This is a genomic window from Bacillus cihuensis (assembly GCF_000504145.1).
GTDB classification, from domain to species: domain Bacteria; phylum Bacillota; class Bacilli; order Bacillales; family DSM-1321; genus Peribacillus; species Peribacillus huizhouensis.
In genome coordinates this window covers 2,147,452-2,174,139 of sequence record NZ_KI632495.1, presented here as the reverse complement: position 1 = coordinate 2,174,139, position 26,688 = coordinate 2,147,452, and the positions used below count along the sequence as shown (strand labels likewise).

Annotated in this window: 25 protein-coding genes; 18 read left to right on the top strand and 7 right to left on the bottom strand. The window is 37.8% G+C overall.

Annotated features, from left to right (window positions below):
- Window positions 1–10: 10 nt before the first annotated feature.
- Both V179_RS0116160 and V179_RS0116155 read left to right on the top strand, forming a co-directional pair.
- Complete coding sequence (locus V179_RS0116160) at window positions 11–394, top strand: DUF1761 domain-containing protein (RefSeq protein WP_028392406.1); 384 nt, start codon at window positions 11–13, stop codon at window positions 392–394.
- 219 nt (window positions 395–613) lie between these two features.
- On the top strand, window positions 614–1,003 hold the full coding sequence (locus V179_RS0116155; protein ID WP_028392405.1) for an SRPBCC family protein: 390 nt from the start codon (window positions 614–616) through the stop codon (window positions 1,001–1,003).
- Window positions 1,004–1,108: 105 nt separating this feature from the next.
- On the opposite strand, the gene V179_RS0116150 is transcribed toward V179_RS0116155, so the two are convergent.
- Window positions 1,109–1,942: a TetR/AcrR family transcriptional regulator gene (locus tag V179_RS0116150; RefSeq protein WP_028392404.1), complete on the bottom strand. Its 834-nt coding sequence runs from the start codon at window positions 1,940–1,942 to the stop codon at window positions 1,109–1,111.
- Between the two features lie 101 nt (window positions 1,943–2,043).
- Here V179_RS0116150 and V179_RS0116145 point away from each other — a divergent pair, with 101 nt between their 5' ends.
- Complete coding sequence (locus V179_RS0116145) at window positions 2,044–5,130, top strand: efflux RND transporter permease subunit (protein WP_028392403.1); 3,087 nt, start codon at window positions 2,044–2,046, stop codon at window positions 5,128–5,130.
- A 794-nt stretch (window positions 5,131–5,924) separates the two neighbouring features.
- Complete coding sequence (locus tag V179_RS0116140) at window positions 5,925–6,950, top strand: polysaccharide deacetylase family protein (RefSeq protein ID WP_028392402.1); 1,026 nt, start codon at window positions 5,925–5,927, stop codon at window positions 6,948–6,950.
- A 162-nt stretch (window positions 6,951–7,112) separates the two neighbouring features.
- Here V179_RS0116140 and V179_RS0116135 read toward each other — a convergent pair whose 3' ends face one another.
- Both V179_RS0116135 and V179_RS0116130 read right to left on the bottom strand, forming a co-directional pair.
- Window positions 7,113–7,358: a DUF2922 domain-containing protein gene (locus tag V179_RS0116135; protein WP_028392401.1), complete on the bottom strand. Its 246-nt coding sequence runs from the start codon at window positions 7,356–7,358 to the stop codon at window positions 7,113–7,115.
- 29 nt (window positions 7,359–7,387) lie between these two features.
- Window positions 7,388–7,606, bottom strand: a complete 219-nt coding sequence (locus V179_RS0116130; RefSeq protein WP_028392400.1) for a DUF1659 domain-containing protein — start codon at window positions 7,604–7,606, stop codon at window positions 7,388–7,390.
- 491 nt (window positions 7,607–8,097) lie between these two features.
- On the opposite strand from V179_RS0116130, the gene V179_RS0116125 reads away from it, so the two are divergent.
- The 3 genes from V179_RS0116125 (at window position 8,098) to V179_RS0116115 (ending at window position 12,291) form a co-directional block, all read left to right on the top strand.
- A complete protein-coding gene (locus tag V179_RS0116125; RefSeq protein ID WP_028392399.1) occupies window positions 8,098–9,402 on the top strand; it encodes an aspartate aminotransferase family protein in 1,305 nt (434 codons plus the stop codon).
- A 122-nt stretch (window positions 9,403–9,524) separates the two neighbouring features.
- Window positions 9,525–10,898 (top strand): YjiH family protein, encoded by a 1,374-nt coding sequence (locus V179_RS0116120; protein ID WP_235179053.1) that lies wholly within the window; start codon window positions 9,525–9,527, stop codon window positions 10,896–10,898.
- Between the two features lie 40 nt (window positions 10,899–10,938).
- Entirely contained in the window at window positions 10,939–12,291 is a 1,353-nt protein-coding gene (locus V179_RS0116115) for an FAD-binding oxidoreductase (RefSeq protein ID WP_028392397.1), read from the top strand.
- A gap of 126 nt (window positions 12,292–12,417) precedes the next feature.
- Here V179_RS0116115 and V179_RS0116110 read toward each other — a convergent pair whose 3' ends face one another.
- Both V179_RS0116110 and V179_RS0116105 read right to left on the bottom strand, forming a co-directional pair.
- Window positions 12,418–12,636: a DUF2922 domain-containing protein gene (locus tag V179_RS0116110; RefSeq protein WP_028392396.1), complete on the bottom strand. Its 219-nt coding sequence runs from the start codon at window positions 12,634–12,636 to the stop codon at window positions 12,418–12,420.
- Between the two features lie 29 nt (window positions 12,637–12,665).
- Window positions 12,666–12,884, bottom strand: coding sequence for a DUF1659 domain-containing protein (locus tag V179_RS0116105; protein ID WP_028392395.1), 219 nt, complete (start codon window positions 12,882–12,884; stop codon window positions 12,666–12,668).
- A gap of 553 nt (window positions 12,885–13,437) precedes the next feature.
- On the opposite strand from V179_RS0116105, the gene V179_RS0116100 reads away from it, so the two are divergent.
- From V179_RS0116100 to V179_RS0116075, 5 genes are all read left to right on the top strand, one after another.
- Window positions 13,438–13,746 (top strand): urease subunit gamma, encoded by a 309-nt coding sequence (locus V179_RS0116100; protein ID WP_028392394.1) that lies wholly within the window; start codon window positions 13,438–13,440, stop codon window positions 13,744–13,746.
- 176 nt (window positions 13,747–13,922) lie between these two features.
- A complete protein-coding gene (ureC, locus tag V179_RS0116095; RefSeq protein ID WP_028392393.1) occupies window positions 13,923–15,965 on the top strand; it encodes an urease subunit alpha in 2,043 nt (680 codons plus the stop codon).
- Window positions 15,966–15,975: 10 nt separating this feature from the next.
- Window positions 15,976–16,692 (top strand): urease accessory protein UreF, encoded by a 717-nt coding sequence (locus V179_RS0116090; RefSeq protein ID WP_028392392.1) that lies wholly within the window; start codon window positions 15,976–15,978, stop codon window positions 16,690–16,692.
- Between the two features lie 243 nt (window positions 16,693–16,935).
- The gene (ureG, locus tag V179_RS0116080; RefSeq protein WP_034301257.1) at window positions 16,936–17,610 is read left to right on the top strand and encodes an urease accessory protein UreG; all 675 of its coding nucleotides are present in this window, start codon (window positions 16,936–16,938) and stop codon (window positions 17,608–17,610) included.
- Window positions 17,607–18,419, top strand: coding sequence for an urease accessory protein UreD (locus tag V179_RS0116075; RefSeq protein WP_235179122.1), 813 nt, complete (start codon window positions 17,607–17,609; stop codon window positions 18,417–18,419). The genes ureG and V179_RS0116075 overlap by 4 nt, the downstream gene beginning before the upstream one ends.
- A 310-nt stretch (window positions 18,420–18,729) precedes the next feature.
- On the opposite strand, the gene V179_RS0116070 is transcribed toward V179_RS0116075, so the two are convergent.
- Together V179_RS0116070 and V179_RS0116065 are read right to left on the bottom strand one after the other, a co-directional pair.
- On the bottom strand, window positions 18,730–18,948 hold the full coding sequence (locus tag V179_RS0116070; protein WP_028392388.1) for a DUF2922 domain-containing protein: 219 nt from the start codon (window positions 18,946–18,948) through the stop codon (window positions 18,730–18,732).
- 29 nt (window positions 18,949–18,977) lie between these two features.
- Window positions 18,978–19,196, bottom strand: a complete 219-nt coding sequence (locus V179_RS0116065; protein ID WP_028392387.1) for a DUF1659 domain-containing protein — start codon at window positions 19,194–19,196, stop codon at window positions 18,978–18,980.
- A 353-nt stretch (window positions 19,197–19,549) separates the two neighbouring features.
- Here V179_RS0116065 and V179_RS0116060 point away from each other — a divergent pair, with 353 nt between their 5' ends.
- The 6 genes from V179_RS0116060 to V179_RS0116035 all read left to right on the top strand — a co-directional run bounded on the left by V179_RS0116060 (window position 19,550) and on the right by V179_RS0116035 (window position 26,666).
- Window positions 19,550–20,470: an EamA family transporter gene (locus V179_RS0116060; protein ID WP_028392386.1), complete on the top strand. Its 921-nt coding sequence runs from the start codon at window positions 19,550–19,552 to the stop codon at window positions 20,468–20,470.
- Window positions 20,471–21,339: 869 nt separating this feature from the next.
- Complete coding sequence (locus V179_RS0116055) at window positions 21,340–21,912, top strand: competence protein ComK (RefSeq protein ID WP_028392385.1); 573 nt, start codon at window positions 21,340–21,342, stop codon at window positions 21,910–21,912.
- Between the two features lie 671 nt (window positions 21,913–22,583).
- Entirely contained in the window at window positions 22,584–23,594 is a 1,011-nt protein-coding gene (locus V179_RS0116050; protein WP_028392384.1) for a LacI family DNA-binding transcriptional regulator, read from the top strand.
- Window positions 23,595–23,669: 75 nt separating this feature from the next.
- Window positions 23,670–24,899 carry an ABC transporter substrate-binding protein gene (locus V179_RS0116045; protein ID WP_028392383.1) on the top strand — a complete coding sequence of 410 codons (1,230 nt, stop codon included), beginning with the start codon at window positions 23,670–23,672 and terminating at the stop codon, window positions 24,897–24,899.
- 85 nt (window positions 24,900–24,984) lie between these two features.
- A complete protein-coding gene (locus tag V179_RS0116040) occupies window positions 24,985–25,845 on the top strand; it encodes a carbohydrate ABC transporter permease (RefSeq protein ID WP_028392382.1) in 861 nt (286 codons plus the stop codon).
- Window positions 25,845–26,666 (top strand): carbohydrate ABC transporter permease, encoded by an 822-nt coding sequence (locus tag V179_RS0116035; RefSeq protein WP_028392381.1) that lies wholly within the window; start codon window positions 25,845–25,847, stop codon window positions 26,664–26,666. The genes V179_RS0116040 and V179_RS0116035 overlap by 1 nt, the downstream gene beginning before the upstream one ends.
- Window positions 26,667–26,688: the final 22 nt, after the last annotated feature.

Sequence of the window (26,688 nt, the reverse complement as noted above, 5' to 3'; positions counted from 1 at the left end):
GAGGAATTTTATGTTATTTAGTTTGAGTGAACTTCATTATTTGGCAATTATCGCAGGCGGATTCTTATACATGATATATGGAACGATCTATTATTCGATAGTACTAGGGAAGAAAAAAGAGGGAGGGCAAAGTGAAGGGCCACTGAAATATGTTGTGTCCGTTATCGTTGCCTTTATTAGTTCATTATTTGTTGCTATAATTGTCCAAGCCTCTAGCGCTGAAGGATTGTTAGAAGGATCAGCTGTTGGAATTATTATTGGGATACTAATTACGATTGTTTATTTGAAAAACTCATTATTTGGACTTGTAACGAAAAAAGCTTTTTTTATTGTTATTGGTGATCACCTTATCATATTTACGTTGCTAGGAGCGTTGCACGGTCTTCTGCTATAGAAATAATTCCATCTTAAACTAGGCGGGTGTCTCATAGGGTCTGAGACACTCGTCTTTTTAGCAAAAAAACATTTAATTATTTCGCAATTATGAATGTATACAATGCCGATTGGGTACTCTTATTAAAAATGTCTTTAGATCGAGCCAAAGAGGAAGAAATCTTAGGATAATTTGTGTGAGGTAGAAAAGATAGATAAATGATAAGGAGGAATGGAGATTTTGTCACATACGATCCATCAAGAAGTAAAGTTTAGCGCCACTTGTGATCGTGTTTTCGAAGCGTTGACAAATGCTCAGCAATTCAGTCAGGTAACAGGAGGAGCACCAACTGAAATCGATGCACAAGCAGGTGGACCATTTTCGTTATTTGGCGGCATGATTCAAGGAAGAAATATTGAGCTCGTCCCAGGCAAAAGAATAGTTCAAGCTTGGCGTGCTGCTAATTGGGAAAAAGGGAAATATTCAGTTGTCAAGTTTGAACTAATAGAGAATGGAACTGAATCGGTTATCGTATTAGAGCATACAGGATATCCAGAGGGACAAGGAGATCATCTTTCAAACGGTTGGAAAGAAAATTATTGGCAACCATTAGAAAAATATTTTACTTAAAATTTTCAACTTTTTTGGAAGACCTCATCGAGTTACTTTAGACATCATAATAAGATAAGAAAGGCATCATACATGAAAGTTCATACATGATGCCTTTGTTCTTTTTTAAAAATCATAGTAGCGACGAAGTAAATACGAAATCCATTTACAATGAGGGTGATTTCGAATATTTTCTAGTAACCCTTTCACAATAGCAGGAACTAGAGTTGGTTCAATTAGCTGTTGCTTTAGGAGAATTAATGATTCTTTTTCAATAGATTCCTCTATTTCTTCAATTTTTTGTTCAATCATTTCGATCAGTTGTTCCTTCGTTACTTCTTCCTTCATTGGCTGGTTAATCATTTCGATCAAATCTTGTGAAAAAAATGGGATGGTAGTGTGTTTTGCTAGTAAATTTGTCTTTTCCACAAGTGATTGAGACAATAAGTCAAAATCTAACGGTGCGTTATAGAATAAAAATAACTGTAAATAAGTACTCATAAAGCCTTTAATATTATAAATTAAATCATATTTTATCGGCTCGACCTCTTCACCATATAAACGTTCAATCATCGATAAGATAATTTTTTCATTTAATCTGTTATAGTAATGAATTTTTACGATGAGTTCTTCATTAAATGATTGAACTTGCTCTTTGATGAGAATTTTGGCGAAATCAGAATGCTCATAAAAAGTATGAAACATTGTGTAATAAAATTCGAATAAGAGTTTTTTATCATCATTTGTGTTTCTGACCGTATAGTCAATATTGGAGGTGATTTGCATCATGAAATGATCAATCAAGGCTAAAATCAGCTCGTCCTTTGACTTAAAAGCTAAGTAAAAAGAGCCTTTGGAAATTCCGCAATGTTCTGTAATTTGCTGAATGGATGTGGCTTCTATCCCTTGATTTGCAAAGAGCTCCAACGCTTTTTCCATAATTAACTGCTTTTTCATCATTTGATTATCTCGCTCCTTGATACCATATCGTTGACAAATGACTGAGTAGTCATTATTATAATTAAATGAACTTGATAAGTCAATTAAAGGTGGGTGTTTAAGTGAAAGGGTTAGTCAACTTTGTCTTGAAGAATAAACTTGCAGTATGGCTGCTTACTATTATTGTTACAGTATCTGGTATTTATTCAGGTACAAGAATGAATATGGAGACGATTCCAAACATATCGATTCCATACTTAATGGTCATGGACGTATATCCTGGAGCAACGCCAGAGAAAGTAATGGAAGACGTATCCATGCCAATAGAGAAAGCAGTAGAAAACCTTGAGAACGTGAAATCCGTTTATTCAAATTCCTATTCTAACATGGCGAGTATTCAAGTGGAATACGAATACGGTGTGGATATGGATGAGGCGAAACGTGCCTTACAATCTGCGTTAGACGCAGTGAAATTACCAGAAGGTGCACAAGAGCCGACAACTACAGCTATAAGCATGAATATGATGCCAGTTGTTGCCCTAAGTGTAAGTAGTTCAAAAGAGGATATTGTTGAATTAACGTCAACAGTAGAGGAAAGCTTACTGCCAAAAATCGAGAAAATCGATGGTGTTGCGTCTGCAACGATTACTGGTCAGCATATTGAAGAAGTAGACCTTACGTATAACAAAGAAAAAATGGCTGAATATGGCTTAACGGAAGATCAAGTTAAGCAAATGATTCAAGCGAGTAACATGGCTGTTTCATTAGGGCTTTATGAGTTTAAAGAAGGCGAACAAGCGGTAGCAATCGACGGCAAGTTCATGACAGCTGATGAATTAAAGAATATGCTTATTCCGGTAACACCATCTGCTGCACAACCGTTACCATTTGTAAAACTTAAAGACATCGCTACAATTGATGTAATTGGTAAAGTAGAATCTGTTTCACGGACAAATGGTAAAGAGGCTATTGCGATTCAAATTGTTAAAGGGCAACAAGCGAACACAGTTGATGTTGTGAACAGTGTGAAGAAGTTAGTGAAAGAAGAAAAGAAAAAGTTCGATGGTCTGACGATCGATGTCACACTTGACCAAGGTAAGCCAATTGAACAATCCGTTTCAACGATGATTGAAAAAGCGGTATTTGGTGGCTTAATTGCCGTTTTAATTATCTTGCTATTCCTACGTGATTTTAAATCGACGATTATTTCGATTGTATCGATTCCAGTTTCAATTTTTATGGCTTTAATGATCCTAAACTGGATGGATATTACACTAAATATCATGACGCTTGGTGCAATTACGGTTGCCATCGGTCGAGTCATTGATGATTCCATCGTAGTTGTAGAAAATATTTATCGTCGTTTACATTTAAAAGAAGAGAAATTAACAGGTCGTGCACTTGTACGTGAAGCAACAATTGAAATGTTCAAACCAATCATGTCATCTACATTAGTAACGGTTGCAGTATTCGCGCCACTTATTTTCGTTGGTGGTATGGTCGGTGAGCTGTTCATGCCGTTCGCATTAACAATGGCGTTTGCGCTATTTGCTTCGTTAATTGTTGCGATTACAATCGTTCCTGCCTTATCCCACTTCTTATTTAAGAAGAAGCTGTATGGTGAGAAAACAGAAAGCAGCCATAAAGAGGTTGGAAAATTAGCGAAATGGTACAAAGGAGTCCTTAATCGAACTCTTAATCATAAAGTGATTACTTCGCTAATTGCTATTGTTCTTTTAGCAGGTAGTTTGGCGTTAACGCCATTAATCGGCTTTAGCTTTATGGGTAGTGAAGAGGATAAAGTCATGTACTTAACGTACACACCTAAAGCAGGCGAGCTTAAGGCAGATACTTTAGCAAACATTCAAGTTGTCGAAGAGAAGTTACTGAAACGTGATGATATTGATATTGTTCAAGTTTCTGTAACGGAGAGCGGCGATGCGATGTCAGCGATGATGGGTGGCGGATCAGGAGGCGGGTTAATGTACCTAATCTTTGACCCGGAAATGGATGACTTCCCAGAGGTTCGCACAGAAATTGAAAAATATGTGACCAATATTGGTCAAACAGGCGAATGGAAGAGCCAGAACTTCTCATCTATGTCGGGATCGACAAATGAAGTAAGCTACTCATTCTATAGTGAAAATCTTGATAAACTAAATGAAACGGTAAAACAAGTAGAAGGCGTTATGAAGAAAACGGAAGGTTTAAAAGATGTTTCTTCAAGTGCTGAAGACGCGTATGTTGAATATACTTTCAAAGTAGCGCAAGATGAATTACTGCAGTATGGTTTAACAACGGGGCAACTCGTCATGATGTTAAGCCCAGCAAAAACACAAGATGTGTTAACAACGGTTGAAAAAAATGGGGATACATTAGATGTTATCGTTCAGCAGGAACAAGCTGCACAACCAAAATCAATCGATGATCTTCTAGCAACACCAGTACCGACAGCACAAGGCAATACAATGCCACTTTCTGAGCTTGTAACGGTTAAGAAAGGTACAACTTTAAATACACTTGCACGTAGTAAAGGTGAATACTACGCAACCGTATCAGGAAAAATCATTGGCGATGATATTTCCAAAGTAACATCTAAAGTAGATAAAGAGATTGATCAATTAGATGTACCTAAAGGTGTTACTATGGACGTTGCTGGTGTAACGGCAGACATGACCGAAACATTTACACAACTTGGTGTAGCCATGGCTGCAGCAGTTGCCATTGTCTACTTCATCCTTGTTGTCACATTCCGTGAAGGTGTCGCGCCATTTGCGATTCTATTCTCATTACCATTTGCGGTAATAGGTTCATTTGTTGGTTTATTAATCGGTCGTGAAACGATCTCTGTCTCTGTTATGATGGGTCTATTAATGTTAATCGGTATCGTCGTAACGAACGCGATCGTCCTAGTGGACCGGATCATTCATATGGAACGTGATGGTATGAATATGCGTGAAGCGATTCTAGAAGCTGGAGCAACACGTCTACGCCCAATCCTAATGACAGCAATCGCTACGATTGGTGCATTAATTCCATTAGCAGTTAGTTCAGGCGGTGGTGGCGGTTTAATCTCCAAAGGTCTTGCAATTACCGTAATCGGTGGTTTAACAAGTTCGACATTATTAACATTAATTGTTGTACCAATCGTTTATGAAATCTTATCTAAGCTATTCAAGAAAAACCGTAAAGAAATAGAAGAGAACTAAAGGTTTTAGCCCTACAAGAAATATTATCTTGTAGGGCTTTTTGTTTAGCTGAGACCTTATACACGAATACTTATTCTTCAACTTCATATAAAGTTACTTCCAATATGAATGAATGTTAGCAATGCTCCTTATATATGAACACTATGTCTTTCTTTTAATCACAATTTAAACTCCATTATGTCAATCATTATTCCTACAATGTACCAAATAAACAACCTTTTAAATCTTTCGTGAAATAAAAAAATAACATTCCAGAAAGCAAGATTAATGATAATTAAAACAAATGGCTCACCGGCAAAATGTTTTCGCTTTAACAATCGCCTATATTCCAATTGCCAACATTATTTAACGTTTACTTATATAGGAATCTTTTCAGTCTTTAGAGCCCTGGGTGTAATGAGCTTTGGACATAATTAATTTATTGTGAGCTATGTTTTTCCCGCCCCCTCATTGCCCTTTTCGATTTGATAAATAATTGAAAGCAATTCTTCCTCTCAAAATAGATGATTAATAATATTTGTAACAAGTATGATGCAATAGACAAATAGAGCATCTTCCACATGATTAAGTGCATACCTATTCCTTTAAAAACAGCCATGCAAATAACCCGTGATCAAACTAATAATTAGTGAAATTATTTTATAAAAAAACGCATATTGGTGATCTATAGGAAATTAACTCTGACTGTGAGGCGTTTATGAAAGATATAGGAAGGTTATAGAGAAATGAATCACGTATTTAGGTGACGATTAGAGATAGATAGTTAGATAGATAGATAGAGAGGATGATATTAAGTGAAAGTAGCGCCAAAGGGACGGCATAAATTAAATCGTTTGGGGAAAATATCAGTTGGATTCCTAATTCTATTCGTTTTGCTATTATTCTATTTCATTATAGATGGAATCGATGAATGGGCCGCTGAAGCCGGAAAAAACATTTCGCAAGCTATTGTTGTTGGAGAGAGCAATATTTCTGAACATAAAATCATTCATAATAGCAAAAAGCGTGAAAGTCACCACGATATAGATGAGGCAAAAGAAGTACAGAAGAAGAAGCCGGTGAAAGAAGATGAAGTACAAAAATCTAATGACTCCAAGCCGATGGATGAAGAGTCAGTTCAGGAAGATCAGACTAATGACTTGAAACAAGATTCGGCAGCCGATCAGCAGAATGCCAAAAAAATTCCTGCTAACAGTACATTGAATGAAAATGATAAGTTGAAAACTGGAAAAGTTGTTTATTTAACTTTTGACGATGGCCCACATCCAGTTTCATTAGACATTTTAAATCTTTTAAAAAAATACGATGCAAAGGCAACCTTTTTCATGTTGGAACCAAATATGAGAAAACATCCAGAAGCTGTCAAAGCAATGGTTCGAGAGGGACATGCCGTGGGGGTACATGGAGTTACACATGATGTATCAAAAGTGTATCATTCCCCAGAAAGTTTTGTTTCCGAGATGAAGCAGGCGATTGGTTGTGTGTGGGAATTGACTGGTGTTGAAACAAAATTAGTTCGGGCCCCATATGGTTCTAAACCATATATTACACCCCCATTTAAAGCGGCGGCAGATCAGGAAAAATTTTTACTTTGGGATTGGAATATCGACTCTTTGGATTGGAAATTAAGAAATGGCGAATATGTCCAAAAAGTGCAACAGAAAATGGCGCAGCTGACAGGCAAGGAACCACTTCTTGTATTATTGCATGAGAAACCTTCGACCCTTGACCATTTGGAACGTTTGTTGAAGTATTATCATGATAACGATTATGAAATGCGACCACTCAATCATTCGATGAGTCCTTTACAGTTAAAATGATTTAATTGGGTTTTATTGATTTCTAAATGTTTTACTTTTTTATAATTTTTTTAAAAGCTTTTAGAAATAACACGAAAAGTTTAAGAAAAAAAACGAATCATGAGATCCAAATTAGATTAGAGTCATATATAAGATCGTATTAAGAGACCGAGGTTGTCCTACTTATAGGACAGCTTCGGTCTCATTTAATTCATTCACTTCAAATTCATTCACATTGCGTTCGACAACTCTTGCACCTTTCGTGCTAATGAATGATCCGGACGCTGTTGTGAATACATTGCTCGCAATGAAGTCATCCATAGCTGTTTTCACAATTTCTACGTCAACTGGTTCAATTGGGTCAGCAACGGAAAGTGTAGCTGATTTACCGCCCTCGGTTAGAAATAATAATTCCAGTGTTTTTGCCATTTTCTTCACCCCTTTCTTTCCTTAGAAAATTAATGTGATAGAAAAGTTGTCCCAATTTGAGCGACTTTTGATAGAGGGTGCATTTGTAGCCGTGCGATCGCTTCAGCTGCTGATAAAATATGATCTGGCGTAGCAACTGTTTTTACATTGGAAAATGATTTACGCTTTACAATCGGCATGCCTTCTTCGTCCAAGCCAGTTTCATACTCTAAGCGGATCGTTAAAGCTTCAAGCATTTCGTTTGCCAAGTTGCTCCCATCTTTCACTATCTTTATAAGTGATAAAACAAAAAAAGTAGCAACGGGGAAAAATTAATAACGAGATTCTAGATGACCAGATTGAATGTCAAATTTTTAGAGCCCTTTAAGGTATCCGCTTCATTAGTAGCTTTAAGCCTATGTCTATTTACAATTAAATTGACAGAATGAACCAAAGGAACGTTTTTTTGTTTTTGCTAACACCATAGTCGACTCTTTTTCAATGGAATTATTATTTTAAAATAAAAGAAAATATATCGAACTGACTTGTTATCTAAGGTGGTCTTTATGTTATTTAAAGGGAAATAATAAAAATAAATATTTCGAATAAAAAAACTCTTCCAACATCATTTGTTTTCTTATATAATGTTTAATATTCATGCAAAGTATTGCATGTTATTGCAAATGTCGTAATTGTGTAAAAATAAATGATGATTTAGCAGAGGAATACAATTTTCTTATTAAAAAGGAGTTCTATAAGAATGGAAAAGACAGATTATAGTTGGAAACGTTTAGTTGACTCAATTGGGAATTATCTTGCGCCAAGTATGGCGAAGGATCACCCAAATTTACCAGTAGTAAAAGCTGAAGGGAGCTATTACTACGGCGCGGATGGCAAGCGATATTTAGATTTCACATCTGGTATTGCAGTAGAAAACGTTGGTCATCGCCATCCGAAGGTAGTTGCTGCGATTAAAGAAAGTGCAGATCATTTAGTTCACGGCCCATCTGGTGTCATTATCTATGAATCGATTTTAAAATTAGCTGAGGAGCTTCAAGGAATTCTACCTGGAGATTTAGACAACTTTTTCTTCGCAAATAGTGGGACAGAAGCGATTGAAGGGGCTTTAAAACTAGCAAAACATGTCACAAAGCGCCCATACGTTCTATCATTTACTGGAAACTTCCATGGTCGTTCGATGGGAGCTTTAAGTGTGACAACATCCAAAAGTAAATATCGCAAATACCAGCAGCCGTCGATGTTGGCTTATCAACTTCCATACGCGCTTCCAGAATATTTGCCAGAAGGTAAGGATCCTGAAATTTTCTTCCCAGAGAAGCTTGAGAAAGATGTGAAATCATTATTTAGCCATCAGGTGGATCCTGAAGAGGTTGCTTGCATGATTTTAGAGCCGGTGATGGGTGAAGGTGGTTATGTTATCCCGCCAAAAGCATGGGTAAAGAAAGTACGTGAAATTTGTGATCGTTATGGTATTTTACTGATTTTTGATGAAGTACAAACTGGTTTCGGGCGTACAGGTGAATGGTTTGCTGCTCAAACGTTTGATGTCACACCAGATATTATGGCGATAGCAAAAGGAATTGCCGCTGGATTGCCGTTAAGCGCGACTGTCGCCTCTAAAGAACTAATGTTACAGTGGCCGCTAGGTTCCCATGGGACAACCTTTGGTGGAAATCCGATTGCTTGTTCAGCGGCACTTGCTTCCCTTTCAATTATGAAGGAAGAAAGATTATTAGAAAATACGAAGGAAATGGGTCAATACGCTCTATCTCGTTTAGAAAGTTTAAAGGAAAAATATGATGTAGTGAAGGACATTCGCGGTGTCGGTTTGATGATTGGTATTGAACTGCAAAATCGAGAAACTGGTGAGCCGGATGGGGAATTGGTCATGAACGTATTAAACAGCTGCTTAGATAAAGGAGTTCTCTTCTATCTTTGTGGAAATTCGGGTGAGGTGATTCGAATGCTCCCTCCTTTGAATGTGACCAAAGAACAAATCGATGACGGGATTCGAATGCTCGATGAAGCATTAAGCGAACTATAGGAGAAGCAAGGAGAGGAGATTTGAAGAATAACGAAAATCTCCTCTCCTAACATTGTAAAAATATGAAACTTACAATGTAGTGTAATAGAACAGATAACATCATGAATGAGGAGGGGGTTCCCTTGAGCTTGAAGGAACCATATTTGATAGAAGAAGAAAGTACTGATCAATTAGATAAAAGGGGCATAATGAAATTTATTTTACCTTCATTATTTGGAGCATTTATTTTTCTTTTCCCGATCGTAACAGAAGATACATTTAATATCCCATTAGGTATTATTACAGAATATTTCATCAATTTGTTATCAGCGTGGCTTCCAATTGTAGTCGTAACGATTATTACGATTTCAACACTGTTGACCATTTTATCTGCTGTATTTAAGCCAGCTTTTATTCGTAATTCACAGACATTACAGTCGTTATTTGATGTGTCCATCGGGTGGACCATTACAAGAACCGTTGGCTGTATTTATGCCTATATGGCGTATTTTCATACAGGATGGTCTCTTGTTTACTCCGACATTACTGGACAAGTGACGTTTGGTTTGTTGACAAAGCTTATTGTTTGGTTTTGCATCGCAGCTTTTCTCATGCCTTATTTAATTAATTTTGGGATTATGGAGTTTGTCGGAACGCTTAGTAGAAAAGTTATTAGACCTCTCTTCACGTTACCAGGACGTTCGGCGATTGATTTATTAGCTTCATGGATTGGCAATGTGAATGTTGGTGTTGTGATTACAAGAGAGCAATTTGAAAACGGTACATATACTGGACGAGAAGCAGCTGCGATTGTGACATGTTTCTCGACTGTTTCTCTTCCATTTTGTTTAGTGATTGCTGAGATGCTCGGCGTTGGTTATCGATTTCCGATCTTTTATTTAACAATTGTGATTGCAGGTTTAGTTAGTGCAATCATTATTCCAAGGATTCCCCCTATTACAAAGATACCGAACACATATTATGTGGAAAATTCATACCAAGAAGAAGCTCCAGAACATGTCTCAAAAGTTCGTTGGGCGCTTATACAAGCCGTAAACCAAGCGAAGAAATCTGGGTCGTTTACTGATCAGCTAAAGCAAGGGAGAGATATTTTTCTTGGTATAGCGTTTGCTTTAATGCCGCAAGTGATGGCAATCGGGACAACTGCTTTAATCATTGCAGAATATACACCTGTTTTTCAAATTATTTCAAAACCAATGGTGCCAATACTTGAGCTTATGCAGCTTCCAGAGGCATCTGCTGCCGCACCAGCTACGATTATCGGATTTATTGATATGTTCATTCCAGCGATTTTGGCATCTAGCATTGATGCGGAAATTACTCGTTTTGTGATTGGAGCGTTGTCCTTAATTCAGATCATTTATATGACGGAAATGGGAACACTTCTACTTACGTCGAAAATTCCGATTAAATTTTGGCATTTACTTGTAATTTTTATGCTACGAACAGCTATTTCGCTGCCGATTATTGTACTCATTGCCCATCTAATCTATTAATAGGGAGCAAGGCTATGAAAGTAGAACGGAGGAATGTTGAGTGTATATCCAACAATTGATTGACAAACTAGGACAAGATCATGTAAGTCAGGAAGAACATGAATTATTTCGCCATAGTCGAGATGAATCACCACATGACTCAGTGTTGCCGGATGTTGTATGCTTTCCGACTTGTCGTGAGGATGTTGAAGCTGTTTTAGAAATTGCTCGAATCAACAATGTTCCTATTACACCTTTTGGAATCGGCACTGGCTTAGAAGGAGCAGCGATTCCAGTTAAAAAAGGCATTTCCCTAAACTTTGCTAAGATGAATCGAATTCTTGATTTTTCTCCTGAAGATATGACGGTAACGGTTCAGCCAGGGATCACTCGAGTTGAACTGAATGAGTATTTAAAAGAATACGGTCTTTTCTTTCCAATTGATCCAGCATTAGATGCATCAATTGGTGGCATGATTGCGACGAATGCGAGCGGAACAACGGGTGTGCGCTACGGTGCGATGAAAGACCAAATTCTTGATGTAGAAGTCGTGTTAGCAGATGGTACGGTGATGCATACGGGAACAAAGGCAAAGAAATCTTCATCAGGCTATCTTGTAACGAATCTTTTTGTCGGTTCAGAAGGCACATTAGGGATTTTTACTGAAGTCACGTTGAAATTGTATGGTCTTCCTGAATGTACGGTAATGGCGAGGTGTACATTGAACTCGATTGAAAGCTGTGCAAAAGCAGCACAGAACATTTTATTAAAAGGTGTTTCTATTTTGCGGATGGAATTCATTGATAAGGAAAGCATGATCGTCATCAACCGCGAAAACGGCTACGATTTTCCTGAGGAACATTCCCTTTTCTTGGAGTTTGCTGGAGCTGAGCGTACGGTTCATCAAGAGGTGGACATCGTTCATTCTCTATTACAGGACCTTGGCTGCAATCATTGGGAAGTTTCAAGTAATCCAGTTGAAATGCAAGAAATTTGGCGTGCCCGAAAGGAACTTTCATTTTCATTCCTACAGGAGGAAGGAATTGATGAAGTAGGGGCGGATGTATGTGTGCCAGTTTCTCGCTTACCAGAATTGTTAACATATGCTAGACAGTTGATTAATGAAACTGGTTTAAAAGGCGGCGTGTGGGGACATATTGGTGATGGCAATTTTCATACACTTGTACTATTCCATCCTACTATCGAAGGGCAGCGAGAGCTAGCTGAGTCAACGAACGAAGCATTAGCAAAAAGAGCGATTGCCGTAGGTGGAACATGTACAGGTGAACACGGAGTTGGAATTGGGAAAAGAAAATACCAACAACTTGAACATGGACAAGCATATGACATGATGAAAAAACTAAAGCAACTGTTTGATCCACAAGGAATACTAAACCCTGGGAAAATCTTTTAGTTTTTGGAAAGCATGGGGACAGATCGTCTTGTTGTCAATCGAAAAATAAAATACCCAAATGATTATGTAGATCGCATAAAGAGGCTGAGGCTGTCCTAAGTATAGGACAGCCTCAGCCTCTTTTAATTAATTCATTTCATACTCATTCACATTGCGCTCGACAACTCTTGCCCCTTTCGCACTAATGAATAATCCAGACGCTGTTGTGAACACATTGCTCGCAATGATGTCATCCATAGCCGTTTTCACTTTTTCAATGTCAATCGGTTCAAATGGGTCAGCAACAGAAAGTGTCGCTGATTTACCGCCTTCGGTTAGAAACAACAATTCCAGTGTTTTTGCCATTTTCTTCACCCCTTTCTTTTCTTAGAGAATTAATGAGATAGAACAGTTGTCCCAATTTGAGCGACTTTTGAGAGAGGGTGAATTTGTAGCCCTGCAATCGCTTCAGCTGCTGCTAAAATATGATCTGGCGCAGCATCTGTTTTTACATTGGAAAATGATTTACGCTTTACAATTGGCATACCTTCTTCGTCCAAGCCTGTTTCAAACTCTAAGCGGATCGTTACAGCTTCAAGAATTTCGTTTGCCAAGTTGCTCACCTCCTTTCACTTTCTTTATAAGTGTTAAAACGGAAAAAGTAGCATTGGGGGAAAGTTTTTATACGGGATTCTTGATTGGAAGATTAAATTCTGATTTTTGTTAAAATTAATATCTGAAAACCTTACCTTTAATCAGTTGCTGCGGATCAGGCGGATTAATCTCTAAAGACCTTGTTGTTTACAGTTATCGTTTTACAAATTCGACGTTATTAACAATAATTGTTGTCCCAATCTTTTATGAAATCTCATCGAAGTTATTCAAGAAAGCCGTAAAGAAGTGGTAGAAAACTAATGACTTTAGCCCTGCAAGATTATACGTGATCTTGTAGGGCTTTTTGGTTAATAAAAACCTTGTTTATTGATGTTATTTATTCTAGATTAATTCGGACCATAAATGCATATCTATGATTACATACATTTTTAAATAAACGGTATCATACATTTGAAAAAAGGGCTTATTTTACAAAATCCTAATCTTCATGCAGAGTTCGGATACTAAGTAAGTGATTGTATAGCTAATTGTTAGAGTGTGAGGAGGGACAAGATGTACCTTACAGAACGTGAGAAGGATGGGTTGCTCATTGTAGTTGCTGCGAATTTGGCAAAAAAAAGAAGGGCTGAAGGTTTGAAACTGAACTATCCAGAAGCAGTGGCGTTGATTACTTATGAAATGATGGAAATGGCCAGAAGGGGTGATAAAACGGTTCCTGAAATAGAAGAGGCTGGCAGTAAAATTCTAAGAGAAGAAGATGTAATGGAAGGTGTTGCTTTCATGGTTAAACAGATCAATGTAGAGGCCACTTTCCCAGATGGGACACAACTGGTTGTTATTCATGACCCTATTCAACCCTGATGAAGAACGATTTATCCCGCATTAACGGGCAGTAAGACCCCCACCTTAAAGCTTAGAGGAATCGAAGAAGTGTAGATGGGGGCCCGTAAAAGCCCGATTGGTTCAACTAACAATCAGTGGGAAAACCCCTACTGATTGAAGTTTCACTTTATCATAACGGAGAGGAGGAATGTGTATTGAAACCAGGTGAATTCTTCCTGAAAAAGGGATCTGTCCCTATTAATGTAGGAAGAGAGACTCGGATGATGGAAGTGGTAAACCGAGGAGATCGTCCAATCTTTGTCGGTTCGCATTATCATTTCTACGAGACGGATCCGGGATTGGAATTTAATAGAGATCTTGCCAAAGGGATGCGATTGAATATTGCGGCTGGAGAAGCGGTGCAATTTCCGCCGGGAGAAATAAGAGTGGTTGAGCTTGTAGAAATTGGCGGGAGTAAGGAAGTTTATGGTTTTAGAGGATATATAAATGGGCCTGTTAAAAGTATAGCTTCCCCAACTGTAAGCGAGAAAAGCATTCCAAAGAAAAATTATGCCAATAAATATGGTCCGACTGTGGGGGATAAAGTTCGTTTAGCTGATACGAATCTTGTGATTGAAGTGGAAAGGGATTATACCGTGTATGGTGAGGAATTAAGATTTGGCATGGGACAAACGATCCGTAGTGGAATGGGGATGTCTGCTCGTGCAACAAGGAAGGAATCCCTTGATCTTATCATCACCAATGCTCTTATTGTAGATTACTGGGGCATTATTAAGGCGGACATTGGGATAAAAAATGGGCACATTCACGGAATTGGTAAAGGCGGAAATCCAGATTACATGGATGGAGTTGCTCCGAATATGATTGTTGGGGCATCAACAGAAGTCATTGCAGGTGAGGGATTGATTGTGACAGCTGGAGGAGTTGACTCTCATGTTCACCAAGTATCGCCTGAGATTGTCTTAATAGCTTTACAAAGTGGAGTCACAACGCTGCTTGGGGGCGGAACAGGCTCTGCGACTGGGACAAAGGCGACCAATATTACCCCAGGAAAATGGAATATTCAGAGAATGTTAGAAGCGTATGAAGCATTTCCAGTTAACGTTGGGATATGGGGAAAGGGAAGCGCATGGTCGCTTAAGCCTTTAGAGGAACAGATTTTAAATGGTGCGGCTGGATTCAAAATTCATGAAGATTGGGGAGCTACGCCAGCCGTGATTGATAGTTGTCTGAAGGTAGCCGATTATTACGATGTTCAAGTGTCCATCCATACCGATTCATTAAACGAATCGGGGCATGTTGAAAGTACCATTAAGGCGATCAACGGAAGGGCCATTCACACCTACCATACGGAAGGGGCTGGTGGAGGACATGCACCCGATATTATGGAAATTGCCAAAGAAAGTTATGTGATGCCAGGATCGACAACGCCGACTCGACCATTCACCATTAATACTTCCGCATCCAATTTGGATATGGTCTTTGAAGCCCATCATTTAAATAGGAAAGATCCCACCCAAGTTGCGATGGCAGAAGCGAGAATTCGACCAGAAACGCAGGGAGCAGAAGGAATTCTTCATGATCTTGGCGTGTTAAGTATTATGGGATCGGATTCTATGGCGATGGGACATATGGGTGAGATGATTTTGAGAACATGGCAAACAGCATCCATTATGAAAGCGAAGCGTGGTCCTTTAAAGGAAGAACAGGGTGACAACGACAATTTTCGGGTCAAACGGTATGTGGCAAAGTATGCGATAAACCCCGCGATTACGCATGGTATTTCGCATGTCGTTGGCTCCATTGAAGTGGGGAAAATGGCGGATCTTGTCCTATGGAAACCTGAATTTTTTGGAGTCAAACCAGATACAGTAGTAAAAGGAGGATGTATTGTGACTAGCATCATCGGAAGCGGCAATGGATCGATTGCAGAAGTCCAACCGATAACGTATCGCCCGATGTTCGGCTCTTTTGGGAAAGCGCCAAAAAGCATCTCGGTTACATTTATGTCCCAGGCTGCGATTGATCGAAATGTTGCACAGTCACTAGGTCTTGAAAAAAAAGTAGTTGCAATCCGTAATACCCGTACGATTGGCAAGAAAGATATGATTCTAAATAATGAGACACCGAACATTGTAATCGATCCGGAAACATTCGTCGTATACCTCGATGGAGTGCCAGTACATAATCCCCCTGTTGATCGTGTTCCAATGGGTCAACGCTATTTCTTATTTTAGGGGTCTGATGATGGAAAATGGCTTTTTTCTTTTTCAACTTGTTGATTCGGCTTTTCCAACTGGGGCATTTTCCCATTCATTCGGTTTAGAAACAGCTTTTCAAGAAAAAAAAATAGACAAGCCCATTGAACTTTATAGCTGGTTAAAGTCCTATGTATCTGGGAGTCTTGCCCCTACAGAAGGAGTTGTGGTTTACCTGATATATCAAGCAATTCAAAAAGAAATCCTTAATCAAGGAAAATCAGCATACACCGAGAAATATATTCAACGGTTAGATCGGAAATTAACAGTAAGTAAAATGTCATCGGAATCGCGAAACGGTGGAATCAAGATAGGAAAACGTTATTTAACGATTGTTCAAACTTTATATCCACAATCGGGGCTCAAACAGTACGCTCGCTGGATTGACAGCCAGCTTTGTTATGGAAATGCTGCGATTGTACATGGCTGGATCACTGCTTATCTAGAGGTTCAAGCTGAATTATCGGTGTTCACACATCTTTATGTAAGTGTCAATAATTTATTACAAAGCTCCATAAGGCTTACTGTGATTGGTCAGACTGGCGCACAAATGATTTTGCAAAAACTGTATCCTTTTTTAGTAGAAGAAGCAGAGAAAATTATCCAGTCATCTCCAGATGAAGATGATTTATTCAATAATTCTATTATTCAAGAAATCGAAGCAATGCGGCATGAAACACTATACTCAAGGTTATTTATGTCGTGAAAAATGATCTGCTTTTGTTCGACATACAAAACCTGTATGGTGTTAAAACGCCGCTATTTATCATGATGAATCAATCCTGTAGCACGCTACATTCGCCTAATCAAGATGGTGGCGGTGTGGACCCGGACATTTGGGGGCTTTCTATAATAAAAGAAGTATACCTGCTAAGTAGAGGGCTAAATTAGATAGTTGCAAAACCCGTCTCCATGTCTTTCATACTTTCAAAATAGAGGAGTGAAAAAAATGGGCCATCACCATGATTTTAATTGGAATTATCAAGAGTTTGAAGGGGATCGACCGATGCGAATTGGGATTGGAGGACCTGTTGGTTCGGGAAAAACAGCTCTTGTTCAGGCATTGGCGTCTGTTTTAAAAGAAAGCTATCAAGTCGGTGTCATTACCAATGATATTTATACGAAAGAAGATGGCGAGTTTTTGAAAAAGAGTGGAGTGCTCCCTGAGCATCATATAATCGGAGTCGAAACGGGTGGGTGTCCTCATACGGCCATTCGGGAAGACATTTCGATGAATCTTGAAGCGGCAGAAGAACTAACGAAGAAAATCGACAAGCTTGACTTGATTTTTATAGAAAGCGGTGGCGACAACCTTGCTGCAGCGTTTAGTCAGGAATTGGCGGATGGTTTCCTTTATATCATTGATGTGGCCCAAGGGGAGGATATTCCAAGAAAGGGTGGACCCGGGATTAAGCAATCAGATCTCTTAATTGTCAATAAAATTGATTTGGCTCCTTATGTTGGTGTAGATTTGCATTCAATGGAACTGGATTGTCAAAAACAACGAAATGAAAAATGGACCTTTTTTACGAATGTGAAAAAAGGTATAGGCGTGTTAGAGATTGCAAACTGGATAGTGAAAGAATATTGTGGGCGAGGAGGAAAATCTGCGGTGTGGGAATGACAGGAGAATGGAAAGGCACCATTAGCGTGGTGGGAGAAAAAAATTATCTAACCGATTCTTCTCGCCGTCCCCCCTTAAAGGTAGTGAATTTTTCAGGAGAAGACGGTGAAAGTATCGTTTATTTAGCCTCGAGCTCTCCTGGATTATTTAATGGAGACCGGCAAGAAATTTCTTGCCTGTTAAAGGAAGGCGCACATTTATTTTTAACCGATGCGTCCGCAACAGAGATACACCCGTCTTTAACGAAAGAGGAATGCCGGCAGAATCAGGTTTTTCAATTGGGGAAAAACAGCAAGTTTGAATATATACCGGAACCGATGATTCCTTTTAAAGGATCGAATTATGACGGGAAAATGTCCATTTATATGACTGAAGGAGCGCAAGCGATTATAGGGGAGATTATTACAGCCGGTAGAGTTGGCAGAAATGAGATCTTTGAATATCAATGCTTCCAATCAAGTTTTGAGGTGTACTGGGATGAGCAATTACAAGTGTGGGATTCGATTCGTCTTATACCTGAATCGAATTTAAAAGAAAATGGCATTTTGGGGGATTTTACCCATATCAGTACGTTGTGGATACTATCTGATCACATTAAGATAGAACACCTGCAACATATACAAAATGCGATTCTTAAGGACAGTGAAGCGTTCGATGGATATGGTGGGGCAAGTCGTTTGCAAAATAGGGGAATCGTGATCCGTGTGCTAGGTCATTCCACGCAAACTTTACAAAAGGTCATGAAAACATGCTGGGACTATTTTCGCCTAGAACTTTTCCACTTGCATCCATTTGATGTGTTGAAATAAATAAGAATATGATGATAGGCTAAGCCGTTGCCCCAAAAAAGTTTTATCATTGGCAAATATGGATACGCCCGACAAATGGATAAAAAGAGCTGAATGAAGGGAGACTTTCACGTTCGGTTCTGTGATGCTTGCAATCTACATCATCATTAGATACCCAATGATGATGTAGATTGTATAAAGAGCGGGTAATACAAAAGAAATGGATCAGACCCCTGCAACAACTAAATTCAGTATAAAAAAAGTGTAAGATACACTACATACTGATTTAGAGTGCGAAGTCTGGCCCTTAAGAGATATTCTCCTCATTTAATTAATTCACTTCATACTCATTCACATTACGCTCGACAACTCTTGCCCCTTTCGCACTAATGAATGATCCGGATGCTGTTGTGAACACATTGCTTGCTATAACCTCATTCATAGCCGATTTCACTTTTTCAATGTCAACCGGTTCAATTGGATCAGCGACGGAAAGGCTCGCTGATTTACCTCCCTCTGTTAGAAACAACAATTCCAGTGTTTTTGCCATTTTCTTCACCCCTTTCTTTCCTAAGAATATTAATGAGATAGAACAGTTGTCCCAATTTGAGCGACTTTTGAGAGAAGGTGCATCTGTAATCCTGCGATCGCTTCAGCTGCTGTTAAAATATTATCTGACGTAGCATCTGTTTTTACATTGGAAAATGATTTACGCTTTACAATTGGCATACCTTCTTCGTCCAAGCCTGTTTCAAACTCTAAGCGGATCGTTACAGCTTCAAGAATTTCGTTTGCCAAGTTGCTCACCTCCTTTCACTTTCTTTATAAGTGTTAAAACGGAAAAAGTAGCATCGGAGAAAAAAGTTTTTAACTAGGTTTCTAGATTGCTAGATTGAATTCTAAATTTTTAGAGCGTTAAAGGAATTCGCTTCAATGGTAGCTTGGATCCCTTGTCTTACGGTGTTTTTCGGTGTATTGACTAATTAAATTGACAGAATAATTCTGTTCCCTTATGGTTGAATGGAAATAGATGGGGAGTACTGATTGATTGTAAGGAGGAACGAAAAAGTTTCTTCAATTAGCCGTTATTATTTTACTAACAGAAGGGGGAAGGCGAGTAGCACGGTTAGAGAGAATTGGGGGAGAACAGCATGTGGTTTTTTTTCGCAGTAGCTGCGGCTATCTGCTTCGGCATTAGGGGAATTCTTTATCAATGGACGTCACAAAGACCGATTGATCGTAATCTATTACTTTTAGGCGTCTACATATCTGGTACTTTGATTGCTTTAATTAGTAATGTGATCGTTCAACAGCCTTGGTCAAACGGTGCATGGTATGGAGTGTTAATAGGATTGTTTTCATTTATTGCAAACGCTTCAATGTATAAAGGATATGCAGTCGGGAAGGCTTCTATTATTGCTTTATTTTCAGGATTGCCACCGCTTGTAGTCGTGATAGTTGCCTACATATTGTGGGGAGAGGTTCTTTCTACTTGGCAATTAACTGCGTTCTTTATTGTATTACTTGGTCTCCTTCTTATTAAATATTCACAAGATTTAAAGCTTAATCAATTAAGAGGTATACAATGGGGAATTTTAACTATGCTTTTCTTCGGATTCTCGGATGTATCTGTTAAACAGTCAACCATTGCTGGTGCAGAGACGCTTCCTGCATTAACCATGATGTATGCAACAGGTACGGTATTATTTGGTGTTTCCTGGATCGTTTCCTATAGGAAGAGTCATGTTAAGAAATCCACTGTTGAGGAAAATAATCAGAACGTGGAAGAACTGAGTAAGCCAAGGCAACAGAACAATATACTTCCTTGGACTTTGAAAAGAACATTAGGCTGGGGAATGATTGTTGGGATTTCCAATATAGCAGGCATGATGTTTCTTCTTCCGGCATTTCGTTATGGGGTGACCGGGATTGTTTCCGCTATTAGTGCCATGAGCGTTGCGCTCGTCATATTGTATGCACATTTTTATTTGAAAGAAAACTTAAGTAAACGTGAAATAACTGGACTTATCGTAACTGTTGTGGGAATTCTTGTTTTACGTTTAACTTCTTAGGAACTAAACTGACTTAAATGACGTCAGCTAAAATGCTTATGTGAAAATAAAAAATCTTGCAGAGTGGTCAAACTTCGACATTCTCTGCAAGCTTTTTTTGTGGGATTAGTAAAAAAGAAGTTTTCGTGAAAAAAAGAAAAATTTTACAAATCATTAATAATTTTGGGATTTAAAGTAAAAATATATAGAGAATTAGTTGAAAAAAACGATACATTCTATAAAAAAATCAAGAATTGAATACAGAAAATTAATAATTTATATTAAAATTGGAAAAATGTCAAGAGTTAGAGAACAAAAAAATAAAATAATTAATAATCAAATTAAAATTTAGTTGTTTATAATTTGAGATAATTTTACAAAAAATGAATTTAATATAATAATAGGTAAAGATACCTAATTGAGGGAGGGGTCAAGATATATTTTAGGAGAAAAGTCTTGATCTTTAAATCTCTGCCTTTAAAGAAAATATTTATTTAACCAGTGATTGTGAACTTGGAAGAAGAAATATCAGATTTTTTTCTGGTTGATGAATAATGCAATATGAAAAAACTGCGAAACTGTCACTATGCTTAAGGGAGGTGAGAACCATGTAAAAATAGAAAAACATCGGAAAGAACCCATGAACAAGGATCCTGGAAGATATTGTCCATGGGCATTTCGAGCAGAAATAAATTCTGTCTTATCGTCTAGTATACTCTTTTTATTTCATTAGTAAAGAAGAGGTCGTTAGAAAAGTGCATGGAAAGAAGGCATTTATTGTTAAGAAAATATGGATGAGATGTATTGTTAGTGAACGAACATAACGGTAAACGAAAATCGGCACAAAAAAATGTACGGATCATCAATTACCTAAATAAGGAGTGTTAGTGATGTTATTGAAACAATTTTATATTATAAACAAAAAGACAGTATGCTTGTTCTCTGAATATGACGAGCAAGGAAATGAACATACACGAGTAATCGAAGGAAAAAGATTTATCTTTGTTAAAAAGCCCATTCAAGATGTCCTCGAAGAATCGTTTAACTATTATGCTCGAAATTTAGCTGGTGCCATAGTAGGGGCGCGTTCGATTCTTGGCGATAAATACTTTCTGCCAGTTGAGTTAAATGTCCACCAAGGGATTATTTTAGCTCCTTTCCACCTATCAAATAGTAAAAAGAAAATCTGGGTCGTTAACTCAAAAATTATTGATGTAAAGGAGATTTCTAAAAAAGAAACTACTTTACAATTAACATATGGACATAGCCTTTCTATTTTCCTAACAAGCGAACAAATTGAAAAACGCCGTGGCAGAGCAGCTCAACTTCAGACTACTTTGCAAGAACGCAACCTGATTGAAAAAAGCAGGACATTATTATTTGAACCAGGTAGTGGCTTTAAAGTAGTAGAAGAAAAGGGAGAATATAATTTCCAAGTGAAGAAAAAGAAGAAAGAAGAATGAGATAGAGGCAGCTGACTTTTGGAGTCGGCTGTTTTTTTGTAGGGGAAATTAAGTATAGTTTACTATTGTTCCACTTTTTAGTATGAAATCTTACAAATAAAGAATACTTGGGAGCTGCCATGACTATTGATATGGACATCTCAGGAGATCTTTAAGCGCAAAGAATTTCATTTTGATCGTTCTCAATGATTGCTGCAACTACCTTAACAACTTTTTTTCATAGAAACCTCCGCTAAGTTTTATTTTGTTATCATATCATGTTTAATCGGATGAGCCCAAATAGTTTGGATACTAGTTGTATACATAGAAGTAACAATGAATTTACTCTTCTTTCTTTGATTGAGGTAGGAAGAGAGTTATATTATAGGATTTTTTTTAAAACTACTTGTTCGATGATGTGTCCTAGAAGTGATAGAAAGAATGGGATAGAAGAGCATTAAATGAAGGAAATAGATTATAAACGCGAGAGGAAACCTTTTGAGGAGTTGTTTGAGTACATGAAGGATGATCAAATTTGCGATGTTTTGATAGCTACCTTGTCATGATAAACTTGCAATCGGGTGATGGGTAATATATTTATATGATTATATTGAAAAGGCTTTCAAAAGATGGTATTATAATCACGTAAACGTTTTCGTTACTTGATTTTATTTTACAAAGTAGGTGGGAGTATGGCGTATACCATCAAAGATGTCGCAAAAAAAGCAGGGGTTTCTATCGCAACTGTTTCTAGAGTTCTTAATAACCAACCTGGTTTTTCGGAAAAAACGAAAAAGAAGGTTCAACATGTTATTGAAGAACTGGGGTACGAACCAAATGCTGTAGCAAGAGGTTTAATCAATAATAAGACACATACAATTGGGGTGCTATTCCCTGAATTATCAAGTATGTTGGTAACAGACTTCTTAAATGGTATTGAAACGATGGCCCATGAACTTGGCTCAAGTGTAATTGTTTGTCATACAGAGGCTGATGGTGAGAAAACGATGAAGTACCTTCAGTTATTAAATGAAAAAAGAATTGATGGCATAATTTTTGTAAGCGCCATCTTAAAAGAAGAGTATTACAATTATATAAGAAAAATGGGCATTCCCATGGTACTCTTATCTACAGAATCATATGCTTACCCAGTACCTTATGTAAAAGTGAATGATCAGCATGCTGCTTATTCAGCAACCAAATACCTACTTAATAAAGGGCATAATAAGATAGGGATGATTAGCGGTAGCAAAGATGACCTAATTGCTGGTAAGCCACGAATAATGGGATTTAAAATGGCTCTAAAAGATTCGGGTATCGCTTTTACAGAGGATAATATTATCTATAGTAAGGGATTCGGCTTTCAAGATGGATTAGATGGTATGGAAAAGCTTATGAAGCAATCACCTGAAATATCCGCTATCTTTGCGGCTAGTGATGAAATAGCCTTTGGAGCATTGTCTTTTGCGTATCAACATGGGATAAAGATTCCTGACGATGTATCGATAATTGGGTATGATAATTTAAGTATTGCAGAAATGGCTATTCCACCGCTAACCACTGTTGGACAACCATTGATAAAAATGGGGAAGACAGCAGCAAGTATGCTTTTTGAAATGCTTGAATCTGGAAATATTTTTGTTGAGAATCGGATTTTACCACATGAAATTTTGGAAAGGGAGACAGTAAGAGAAAAGCGTTAAACTTTTCTTTTTACTCTTTTACGTAAACGTTTACGTAGAGTGAAAATTATCAATCTCATATTTGGAGGGAATTTTATGTATAAAAAAATAACTACAAGTATCGCAACAATCGCTTTAGGAACTTTCATTCTAACTGGCTGTTCATCTTCTGATTCAAGTGATGGTGTTAAGCTAGAGCTTTTTTCGAATAAATCAGAGAGTATTGATACATATAAAGAACTTATAAAAGAATTCGAGGCAGAAAATCCTGATATTAAAATAGAATTTAATTCACCGCCAGAAGCTGAAACGGTATTAAAAACGCGTCTAACTAAAAATGATTTACCAGATTTAATGTCTATTGCTGGTAATGCCACATATGGTGAGTTGGCGCGTGCTGAAGTTTTAAGTGATTTCACTGACTCAGAGCTAGTTAAAACTGTACAACCTTCATATATTGATATGATAGACCGTTTGGTTGGACCAGAAGTAGAAGGAGTATATGGTCTTCCATATGCAACCAATGCAAACACTGTTATTTATAATAAACAAAAATTTGCTGAGCTTGGGCTTGAAGTTCCAACTACTTGGGATGAATTTATTGAATTACTTGAAAAGGTAAAAGCAACCGGAGAGACACCTATTTATTTCACATTAAAAGATGCATGGACTGGAATGATTAGTTGGAACTCTCTAGGTGCTAACATTGCGGGCGAAGACTTTGCTGAAAAGAAAAATGCAGGCGAAACCTCATTTGTCAAAAGCTATGATGAGGTTGCTGATAAAATGTTGAAGCTTATCTCATATGGTCACAAAGATAATATGGGTGTTGCTTACGGGGACGGAAATAATGCATTTTCAAAAGGGGAGGCAGTCTTGTATATCCAGGGTAACTGGGCGATCCCTGAAATCTTAAAAGCGAATCCGAATATCGAGCTTGGTGTTTTCCCAATGCCTGTCAATAATGATCCAGCACAGAATAAATTGGTTTCTGGTGTTGATGTCTTACTGACGATGAATAAGGAATCGAAACATAAGGACGAAGCAATGAAATTTATTGAATTCATGATGAAAGAAGAAATCTCTCAAAAATACATTAATGAGCAGAAGGCTTTCTCAGCTATTGCGAACGTTTACCAAGAAGATCCTGTTTTTGAAGGGATAAAAGGAAACTTTGAATCAGGTACAATTACGAGTTACCCTGATCATTACTATCCGGCGGGAATGGGTGCGGAAAACCTCGTTCAGGAATTCTTAATTAAACAAGATAAAGCTATCTTCCTGAAGAAAATGGATAAAGAATGGGAAAAAGTGGAGAGTCGTTGATTCCTAGATTATGAGGATGGCCCATAAAAAAGGAGCAAACCCTTTTTGAGTCATTCTCATCTTCTAAAAAAGGAGATGTCATCATATGAAGAAAAACCATGTATTCATGGCTATTGCCTTGCCTGCTCTTGCTCTTTTCTTTATTTTCCATACGTACCCTGCTTTGCAAGGAATTTTTTATAGCTTTACCGATTGGAAAGGGTATGGGAGTTGGAATTTTGTTGGGGTAAAGAACTACCTGAATGTCTTTAAGGACAGCCGTGCAGGAGCAGCCTATATTTTTACCTTTCAATTCGCCATTGTTACTACGATTGTTGTAAATATTATTAGTTTACTCATTGCTATTGGCCTTAACTCTAAGATTAAATTTCGAAAGACGCTCAGGGCTATCTATTTCTTACCCTATATCTTAAGTATTCTGATCATTGGTTTCATTTTCAACTTCATTTTTGCTCATTTCCTACCACAAATCGGAACAGTACTGGGTTCAGAATTACTATCTAAAAATATTCTTGGTGATCCGGATTTAGCCTGGATTGGAATCGTCATTGTTGCCGTTTGGCAGGGTGTAGCCTTTAATACCCTTCTTTATTTAGCTGGGCTGGTCACGATTTCAGAGGACTTATATGAAGCAGCGAGTATTGATGGAGCAGGTATCTGGACGAAGTTTTGGAAGATTACATTTCCAATGATTGCTCCTTTCTTTACGATCAATATGGTGTTATCGATGAAAAACTATTTAATGGTATTTGACCAAATTGTCGCTATGACAGGAGGAGGACCTGGTAAATCAACTGAATCGATATCTTTGCTGATTTATCGCGGAGGATTTGAAGGTGGCCAATTCGCCTATCAGTCTGCCAATGCTGTCGTGTACTTTGTCGTGATTGTCATCATTTCTATTATTCAACTCAAAATTTTAAATAGAAGAGAGGCGGCCAACTAATGACTCGCAAGAAAACAAACTGGATAATTACCGTTCTCTTAATTTTAGGTTCACTTTTTATTCTTTTCCCAATATATTTAGCGATTACGATTGCTTTTAAAACACCTCCAGAAATGGCAGGGAATTTACTTGTACTTCCGAAGTCCTGGTCATTTGATAACTTTAAACAAGCCATTGAAATGACGAATTTTTTCAATGCCTTTAAGAATAGTTTTTTTATTACATTCTTTGTGGTGATTTTTACGGTTCTAACCAACTCCTTAGTTGCTTACGCCATTGCAAGAAATCTGCATAAGAAGTTTTATAAAACATTGTACTTTTATTTTCTTAGTGCCATGTTCATCCCGTTTCCCATTATTATGCTCCCGTTAGTTAAACAAACAAGTGCCTGGGGAATGGATAATTTAGTTGGTTTAATTGTTTTATATGTTGTATTTAATTTATCATTCAATGTATTTATCTATATCGGGTATATAAAGTCCATACCGGTTGAATTAGAAGAAGCAGCCATTATGGATGGTGCAAGTACATGGGGCGTATTCTGGAAGGTCATCTTCCCGTTATTGGCTCCGATGAATGCAACAGTAGCTATTATTACTTGTCTTGGTGCGTGGAATGACTTTATGCTCCCGCTCGTGCTTTTAAGTGACCAAGGCATGGCGACATTGCCACTTGTACAGTACATTTTCCAATCGCAATTTAGTACGGATTATAATTTAGCATTCGCATCCTATTTAATGGCTCTTGCTCCGATGATTTTAGTGTATGTCTTTGCTCAAAAATGGATCATTAGTGGAGTTATGAGAGGCTCAATTAAATAAAGTGTATTCTAGCATATTGGAG

Excerpts from the sequence above, each read along its gene's own strand:
- V179_RS0116160 (WP_028392406.1), top strand. The coding sequence starts at position 11 with ATGTTATTTAGTTTGAGTGAACTTCATTATTTGGCAATTATCGCAGGC.
- V179_RS0116150 (WP_028392404.1), bottom strand. The coding sequence starts at position 1,942 with ATGATGAAAAAGCAGTTAATTATGGAAAAAGCGTTGGAGCTCTTTGCA.
- V179_RS0116135 (WP_028392401.1), bottom strand. The coding sequence starts at position 7,358 with ATGGCAAAAACACTGGAATTATTATTTCTAACCGAGGGCGGTAAATCA.
- V179_RS0116125 (WP_028392399.1), top strand. The coding sequence starts at position 8,098 with ATGGAAAAGACAGATTATAGTTGGAAACGTTTAGTTGACTCAATTGGG.
- V179_RS0116110 (WP_028392396.1), bottom strand. The coding sequence starts at position 12,636 with ATGGCAAAAACACTGGAATTGTTGTTTCTAACCGAAGGCGGTAAATCA.
- V179_RS0116100 (WP_028392394.1), top strand. The coding sequence starts at position 13,438 with ATGTACCTTACAGAACGTGAGAAGGATGGGTTGCTCATTGTAGTTGCT.
- V179_RS0116090 (WP_028392392.1), top strand. The coding sequence starts at position 15,976 with ATGGAAAATGGCTTTTTTCTTTTTCAACTTGTTGATTCGGCTTTTCCA.
- ureG (WP_034301257.1), top strand. The coding sequence starts at position 16,936 with ATGGGCCATCACCATGATTTTAATTGGAATTATCAAGAGTTTGAAGGG.
- V179_RS0116075 (WP_235179122.1), top strand. The coding sequence starts at position 17,607 with ATGACAGGAGAATGGAAAGGCACCATTAGCGTGGTGGGAGAAAAAAAT.
- V179_RS0116070 (WP_028392388.1), bottom strand. The coding sequence starts at position 18,948 with ATGGCAAAAACACTGGAATTGTTGTTTCTAACAGAGGGAGGTAAATCA.
- V179_RS0116060 (WP_028392386.1), top strand. The coding sequence starts at position 19,550 with ATGTGGTTTTTTTTCGCAGTAGCTGCGGCTATCTGCTTCGGCATTAGG.
- V179_RS0116055 (WP_028392385.1), top strand. The coding sequence starts at position 21,340 with ATGTTATTGAAACAATTTTATATTATAAACAAAAAGACAGTATGCTTG.
- V179_RS0116050 (WP_028392384.1), top strand. The coding sequence starts at position 22,584 with ATGGCGTATACCATCAAAGATGTCGCAAAAAAAGCAGGGGTTTCTATC.
- V179_RS0116045 (WP_028392383.1), top strand. The coding sequence starts at position 23,670 with ATGTATAAAAAAATAACTACAAGTATCGCAACAATCGCTTTAGGAACT.
- V179_RS0116040 (WP_028392382.1), top strand. The coding sequence starts at position 24,985 with ATGAAGAAAAACCATGTATTCATGGCTATTGCCTTGCCTGCTCTTGCT.
- V179_RS0116035 (WP_028392381.1), top strand. The coding sequence starts at position 25,845 with ATGACTCGCAAGAAAACAAACTGGATAATTACCGTTCTCTTAATTTTA.